This window comes from Streptomyces sp. NPDC056347 (assembly GCF_042262625.1).
Taxonomy (GTDB): Bacteria; Actinomycetota; Actinomycetes; order Streptomycetales; family Streptomycetaceae; genus Streptomyces.
The window spans coordinates 1-7,185 of record NZ_JBHJQP010000269.1 but is presented as its reverse complement, the minus strand read 5'-3'; the positions used below and the strand labels follow the sequence as shown (position 1 = coordinate 7,185).

6 protein-coding genes are annotated in these 7,185 nt (G+C 68.9%); 4 read left to right on the top strand and 2 right to left on the bottom strand.

The features are described 5' to 3' along the window. Positions 1–1,103 precede the first annotated feature (1,103 nt). Entirely contained in the window at positions 1,104–1,724 is a 621-nt protein-coding gene (locus tag ACFCV8_RS34780) for a hypothetical protein (RefSeq protein WP_376689513.1), read from the top strand. A 55-nt stretch (positions 1,725–1,779) separates the two neighbouring features. Next, positions 1,780–2,199: a helix-turn-helix domain-containing protein gene (locus ACFCV8_RS34775; protein WP_136104723.1), complete on the top strand. Its 420-nt coding sequence runs from the start codon at positions 1,780–1,782 to the stop codon at positions 2,197–2,199. A gap of 746 nt (positions 2,200–2,945) precedes the next feature. Here the strand turns inward: ACFCV8_RS34775 and ACFCV8_RS34770 are convergent. Continuing rightward, on the bottom strand, positions 2,946–3,734 hold the full coding sequence (locus ACFCV8_RS34770; protein WP_376689512.1) for a hypothetical protein: 789 nt from the start codon (positions 3,732–3,734) through the stop codon (positions 2,946–2,948). A 207-nt stretch (positions 3,735–3,941) separates the two neighbouring features. Here ACFCV8_RS34770 and ACFCV8_RS34765 point away from each other — a divergent pair, with 207 nt between their 5' ends. Continuing rightward, positions 3,942–4,460 (top strand): hypothetical protein, encoded by a 519-nt coding sequence (locus ACFCV8_RS34765; RefSeq protein WP_376689511.1) that lies wholly within the window; start codon positions 3,942–3,944, stop codon positions 4,458–4,460. Between the two features lie 60 nt (positions 4,461–4,520). Here the strand turns inward: ACFCV8_RS34765 and ACFCV8_RS34760 are convergent, their stop codons facing one another. Then, positions 4,521–5,774 (bottom strand): hypothetical protein, encoded by a 1,254-nt coding sequence (locus tag ACFCV8_RS34760; RefSeq protein ID WP_376689514.1) that lies wholly within the window; start codon positions 5,772–5,774, stop codon positions 4,521–4,523. Positions 5,775–6,127: 353 nt separating this feature from the next. Here ACFCV8_RS34760 and ACFCV8_RS34755 point away from each other — a divergent pair, with 353 nt between their 5' ends. Beyond that, a complete protein-coding gene (locus ACFCV8_RS34755) occupies positions 6,128–7,102 on the top strand; it encodes a hypothetical protein (RefSeq protein WP_376689510.1) in 975 nt (324 codons plus the stop codon). The last annotated feature ends 83 nt before the right edge of the window (positions 7,103–7,185 follow it).

The window sequence follows — 7,185 nt, the reverse complement described above, 5'->3', positions numbered from 1 at the left end:
AGCGCGAATTGCGCAAGCGCAATTCGGATTCCGGCGCAAGCGCCGGAATGGAATTCCGTTTACGGAATTCCTAACGGAATACAATTCGCGCAAGCGCGAATTGTGGGCACCCGCGCTTGCGCGGGTGCCTGGGCTGGCTACGAGGAGAGGTGTATCACGCGCGGGCCTGTGTAGGGCTTGGGAATCCCAGTCACTACCCCCGCAACGAGAGTGACGGACCGTCGGCCTGACGGGGTGCCGGCCCTACCGCAGTGACGGGCTTCGCTGCGCTCCACCCGAACCCCTCCCCCCACCCTCGACCGGCCGCTCACGTTCACCAATACCCCGTCAGCATACACGCTCGACCCTCCAGGTGGTGCAGAATCCGCCACCGCATCACCCGGGTGAGCGAACCCACTATCGGAGTGATGCATCACGCTGGCCAACTGTGTAGCGTTTGGGTCCTGGCTGCATCACCCTCAACCCCGGCAAAAAATTGCCAGGCAGAATTTGAAATTGCGCGGCCGTTAATTGCCCAGCCACAGAACGGAAGCCCCAATATGCGAGCGTCGAAATTCGACGTGCGGAGGTACCGGAGCCGCCCGGCCCCCCGGGGCCGGGCGGCGGAACCGTCCACCGGCACTAGCCACGCTTCCGTGCTTTTGAGCGTCACGGCCGGTACCCCCCGAGACTCAGAACCGCTGGTGCTGTCCACGACCCGCACCGAGGCGCGGTGCCGCACGCGAAGCGAGCTCAGCCACCGGGGGCCGGCCTCCCCGATCCGGTGGTTGTCGACGGTGACACGCCCACTGCTGCCAGCTGCTTGCGCCGCGCACCGCGCGGCGTGTCGGCGGGGGTTCGTGTGGCAGCCGGGTTCTAGTGACACATAAGAGCGTTCCGCGCCGAAACCGGCTCTGACCTGCGGTGATGCGAAACCGTTTGTTCTAGGTTTCCAGAACAAACGCGTCCTGGGTGTTCTGGATCTCCAGAACAAACACCCCCCAAAGCTGACGGGGCATCAGGTGACCGTGAGGCACCGTTTGTTCTGCCCCTCCAGAACAAGCCGGTTTACCTAGTGCTACCGTGCTCCCCGAAGTGTTGATCATCTCTGGAGGACTGTGCTGATGGAACAGCTGCCGATCGTCCGCCCCGGCGAGCGCGTTGTCGCGCGGTCGGACGGCAAGGGCGGCTTGATCCTGGGCGTCGAGAAGATCAAGGGCCGCGAGTTCGCCGCGAGCGCGGAGTGCAGCGGCTATGTGCTGGACGCCCGGCTGCTGATGGACGTTCTCGGCAGCCTGAAGATGCCCGGGAGCTGGTTCCAGGTCTGGTGCAAGCTCGTGGCGCTGCAGAACGCGAACCGCGCCGACGACAACCTTCGGGCCGCCGCCCGCGGCTTCGTGAAGACGAACCAGCGTGACCTCCAGGCCCGGTGCAACCTGTCGGCGGCCTCGGTGAACGAGGCGTCGCAGTTCTTCGCGCACATCGGCTGGATGCGCACCGCCAAGCGCGGGATCCTCCAGCTGAACCCGTGGCTCACGGTGGCCGGCACCTCCGGCGAGCAGGAGAAGTGGCAGGCGCTGTGGAACAGCGCGGAGGGCCCGGCCTGCATCATCCCGCACTCCGACTATCCCACCGAGTGGCGCCAGGCCCGCGAGGCGGAGAAGAAGGCCGCCGAGTCGGCCCGCCGCAAGGAGAAGGTCGTCACGCTCCGGCAGCGTCGGCCCGTGCGCAAGGCGAGCGCATGACCGCGCGCGGCATATCCTCGTTACACGTCAACCGGATCGGAAGTGGTGAGGCTCCGTGAGCAGCTCTTACGTCCCCAGCCCTCCCACAGAGGCCCCCGTCACGATTCCCCGTGCCGTCCTGCGCCTCCTGGCCCTGGTCGACGTCTCCACCGCTGGCCGCCGCGTCCTGGACGAGCTGCTGTACCTCAGCGACCCGGAGACCGGCACCGCCTCGATCAGCCAGAACGAGATGGCGCGTGAGCTGGGCGCCAGCAAGCCAACCGTGAACCGCGGCTTCAAGGAGCTCCGCGAGTGCGGACTCGCCTGGAGCCTGGAAGACGGGCTCTACCAGCTCCATCCGCTGCTGACCGGCGGCGCGGTCTCCTCTCCCGTCATGAAGGTCCCCGAGATCAAGGCTGCCGAGCCCGGCCGCTTCACCGAGCAGCGACGGGCCCGGTTCGCCGCCCAGATGGCCAACCTGGCCGCCACCGGCTGAACGGCCCCACCGAGGACCCTGAACGGCCCTCCAGCGGCCTCCTGGCCCCGCGAAGACACATAGGCGCTGCACCTCCGGGTGCGGCGCCTTCTTCATGCCCGCCCGCGATCAAGCCGGTAGCACTACGTAAACCGGTTTGTTCTGGGAGAGCAGAACAAACGCCAGCCCCTCCGCCGCCGTCGCCCGCCGTGAGCAGCGAGGCGCGCGGTAGCACCAGGTAAACCGGCTTGTTCTGCTCCTCCAGAACAAACGGCGGCCCCTCGGGGCGCGGGCGCTGTATGCAGCAGCCGTGCATGGATCTCCTGCCGAACATTGCAGATCTGCGCTGTTATGCAGCCGCCGGGACGGCACGTGGACCTGCTGCCTGCCCCTGGAGCAGCGGGCGCCGGCTGGTAGCAGCAGGGTCCGAGCAGCGTGCAGCAGCTGGCGGTGCTGCACCGGCCGGGGCCGGCCTCTACCAGCCGGCGCCCGGTGGGCCGCCTGCCCATGTAAATGCTGCGCTGCACCCGCGACACCGCCCTGCTGCAACCCGAGGACCAACCACCAGGACCACGAGCAGCACTCCAGTCACGACGGCTGCTGCCCGCCGGGTAGCAACCTGCTGCACACCACGGCGAGCAGCACGGCCAGGAGCAGCGGCACCCCGTCGGCGCAGGCCCTCGCCTCACACCTCACCCCCTCACACGCGCCTCGCCCACCTGGGGAAACGGGCTGTGTGCCACACAGGAGCGGCCGGGAACGGTGCTCTACAGGACGGTGCAGTGCAGGGCGCGGCGGTCGCCGGACATCGCGTAACGGCGGGCGGCGAGGCCGTGTTCGAGGGGCTCGCCGATCTGGTCGCACAGCAGCGCCAGGGCGCCGGTCGCCGCCTCGGCGTCGGAGAGGTAGGCCGGGGCGACTTCGAGCATCAGCTCCCCGATCGCGTGGGTGCTGGCGGCAAGGTCGTCGACGGCACGGCGCAGCGCGGCAATGGTCGGGTCCGCCGGCGGATCGGCGGGCGCCGGGGGCGGGGCGGTGCGGACGTCGCGGACGGCCTGGCGGACCACGGCGCGCACCGTGGGGTCGTCGAGGGCCTGGAGGCCGCTGTGGGCGAGCGCGGCGAGTCGGCGGGTGATGATCTCCGCGACGGTGTCCGTACGGCCGGAGACGGCGATCAGGGCCCGCTGGGACAGGCCGTAGTCGAGCGCGTCCGCGGCGGCCGGCTCGCTGTCTCGCGTGCGAGACGTCCCGGGGCCGGCGGCGACGGCGTCGTGAATCGCGGTGAGGGAGCGGGCGACGTCGAGCAGCCGGTACGCCTGAGCGCGGCTGATGCCGAACTCCGCGGCGCAGTACGACTCCCAGCTGCTGTGCCCGAGGGGCAGCCAGACGCGGGCGGCGTGCGCGTCGCGGACCCGTGCGGCGAGGACCGCCACGGAGCGCCGGATGTCGTCCATCGCCTCACGCAGACCGGCCGTCATCTCGCGGGCCTGCGTCGTGGTCAGCGTCGGCCGCGCCAGTTCGGCGACATCGTCCTGGTCCTCGTTGTGCTCGCCCATGACTCCATCGTCCTCCGCGGCGCCGGATCCGAACAGAGCGCGCGGAAGCACCGGCGCGAGCCCTGTCTCACAGCCTCACACGCTCACAGCTCAGCGCGTTCACCTGGGGAAACGCCCTGTGAGGCTTACAGACCTTACAGGGCGGGGCTGTGCGTGACACCGGTGCCGGTCTTCGCGGATCAAGTTGTCTCGCCTACGGTCGCCCTCATGAGCAGCGACGGCGTAGTGGTGGATGAGGCGGTCCGTGCGGCGTGGGACACCTACCGGGTCCTGGAGAAGCGGACAACCGCCAAGGAGCGCCAGGAGGCGCAGCAGCGGGTGAAGGCCGCGATGGACTCCGTCGGGCGTGAGGAGGTCTCGCGGGGCACGGTGTTCCTGGTGGGGGTGCTGACCGGGTACCTGATCGCTGAGCCGCCCGGGGGCGGGGAGCAGCTCGATCCGCTGAACGACCTCATTCCTGCCGTGATCCGCCGGCTGCCCTCCTTCGAGATGGCCGACCCGGAGCAGGTGCCGATGGTGACCGGAGTCCTCATGGCCGCCGCCATGGGCATGGACACTGTGGCCTGGCGCGACCGGTTCGGAACGATCGAGCCGAAGGAGGCCATGGTCCACGGCTTCGTGCTGTGGCTGCTCGCGGACCTCTTCGACTCCGTGGTCGACAAGCCGGGAACCATGGACCAGTTGATGCGCGAGACCTTCGAGACCATGGGCACCTCAGAGGGCTGACGTAGAGGTGGCAGTTCGCCAGCCGCCTGCCCAGCACCGACCCCTCACACCGTGTGCCGTCTACCTGAGGATTCGGGTTCTGAGGCTCACAACCTCCGCGTCGCCTGGGAGGTCCAGGCGCTGCTCGCGAGGGGCAAGGAGTAGCGGGCGAAGGCTGTCGGGCATCAGTCTGCGGCGGCGCAGGACCTTGTCCCGGTCGCGGCACCAGGCGGTGCAGAACTTGCGGGGTCTGCGGGTGGTTTCGGGCAGCGGCTGGGTGCACACCGGGCAGCAGCCGGGCTCAGCCGCAGGCGCCAGACGCTCCAGCAGCTGCCGGACGCGCTCGGCCTCATCCTCCGTGCCAAAGTACCGGGCGTCGGCCTGGCCCCGGCATCCCGCGAGAAGTTCCCCGAACACGCCGCGCAGCTCAGTGAGGTCGCGGCGGCAGGCACCCAGCAGGGCGAGGAAGTCCTCGACGGCCCAGGACGTGAGAACCCCGGAGCGGGACAGGTAGAGACCGACCGTGTCGATCCGGTACCGGTCGGCGGCATCGAGCAGCAGGTAGCCGGTCAGCTGCCACGCCGTGCGCTGCGACATCTCCGTCAGCGGGCGGCGGGCGCTCTTGAAGTCGAGGAGCAGGCCGTCGACGACGAGGTCGGCGTCGGCAGTGATCTGGGCGCCGGCGAACGTCGGCCCACCGACGCAGTCATCGGGCCTGGTGCGGGCGCGCAGAACCTCCAGGGGGCCGTGGGCGGCTGCGTGGAGCTGGTTGGTGACGTCGGCCACCAGGTCGCGGTCCGGGAGCTCCAGCAGCCGCGTGAACGTGAATGCGCCGGGGTCATCGAGGGCGGCCTTGGCCAGCGGGGTGAAGGCGAAGCCGATCGGAGTGCGGGCAAGTACCTGGAACCAGGCCGCTGCGATGAGCATGCGGGCCAGACCCTCCTCTTCGTCCTGGCCGTGGTCGATCGGCTGGTTCCTGTTGTCGAGGTCCAGGCGGCGCACCGTCTCGGTCAGGCGCACCGCGAGCTCGTTTCCGGCGGCGCGCATCCGAAGGCCGGCGCCGCGGCCGCCGATCCCGCCCGACAGGTCGATCCCGATCAGGGAGGCGTCGTCGACGGGCGCGGCCGCGGTGAATGCCAGGCGCAGCCGCTGGTCGATCGCTGTACCGACGGTGCCGGCCTCGGTGCCGACGCCTGGCGGCGGGATCAGGACGTGATGGGCGCGGTGCTGAGCGCGGTAGCTGTCACGCAACGGCCGCGCACCGGCGGACAGTTCTCGGTCCAGGAACCGGCGCAGCGGGGTGTGGGGGCTTCGTAGCCCGTCGACCAGGGACATGCGGATCACCGCCGTTTCGTCGGGCGCCACCAGGCGCGGATGTCACGGTTCGGACGGTAGAGAGCGGGACTGACACGGCGTCACCCGCAGGGAGTAGTTGGAGGTAACCGCGGGCCAGGGATTCACCCGCAGGAGGGGCGGCGCGGCACCTTGGGTGACGTGGAAGACAGGGTGAACCCAGCTGTGGAAACGGGCTGTCACGTACTTCCTCACAGTCACGCGACCTCACAGCCCACCCCATCCAGCTGGGGAAACGGGCTGTGAGCCTCATAGACCTCACAACTCACCAGGGGTGGGGACGTCCTCGGGGTAATTCACCGGCCGTGCCGTTGAGCCGCCGGTATGGTCCCGGCATGGACTCGCCGGTCACGTTCGATCGCCTCTACGAAGGAGCCAGGCGCTTTGCCCGCCTGGCGATGGAAGCCCATGCCGAGGAGGACCAGGAGGTCTTCTTGTTGCATGCCGGCGTCAGTGTGGAGCGCCTGGCGAAGGCGGTTTTGGCCCGCGTTCATCTCACCCTGCTCACCGAGGTGAACGGCAGGGACGACATGCTGCTTCACTTCGCTGGAGCGCTGTCCACACCGCCGACCCGCCTGAGGACCATCGGCGCGTCGACGGCGATCGGACGGCTGCGGAAGATGGACGTCCTCCCGCAGAAACAGAAATCCAGCAGCGAAGCTGACGACCTGGACGGTCTGATTGAGCTACGCAACGGTGTCGCTCACCTCGGAACAGACAATGTGGACGACTACCTCGCGACCTTCGTCGCGACGGTGGACAAGCTCTTGCAGCACCTGGGGCAGGACCGCGGCTCCTTCTGGGGGTCCTGGTCGGACGCAGTCCGAGTGATCCAGGACGACCGGGCGGGCCGCCTGCAGAAGGACGTGCGCCTGAGGATGAACCAGGCCCGGCACCGGTTCAGGACGCGCTTCGCTGACCTCCCCGAGGGAGCAGTCGATGGCGTTGAGCAAGCGGTGAGCGAACGCGGTCTGACCGTGGTCGAGGTGAGCCCGGAAAGGGCGCTGTTCCAGACCCTGAGCCAGTGTCCTGCCTGCGGCCGGGAGGCAGCCGCTCTGTTCCTGGCCGTAGACGGGGGCTCCCTGCTGTTCGACTTGGAACTGAAGACCGAAAGCCTCCTGTGCGGACTGTGCGGGTTCCGCCTCTCCAGCACGGAAGAGGTAGAGGCTGCTGGTTTGCCGATTGTTCTCCAGCATTCCGTGGAGGATCTGACGAGGTCGGTCGCAGAGATTCCAGACCCTGCGGAGCACCTCGCAGCCATCAAGCTCAGTCTGCCGACCGTGCGGTCGGACTCGCACGACAGCTGGTAGGCGCCGGGTCACAGCCTTCGACGCGAGATCAGCGGCCCGTACGATGCGAAACGGCCCGGCCCCGGCAGCTGCAATGCCGGGGC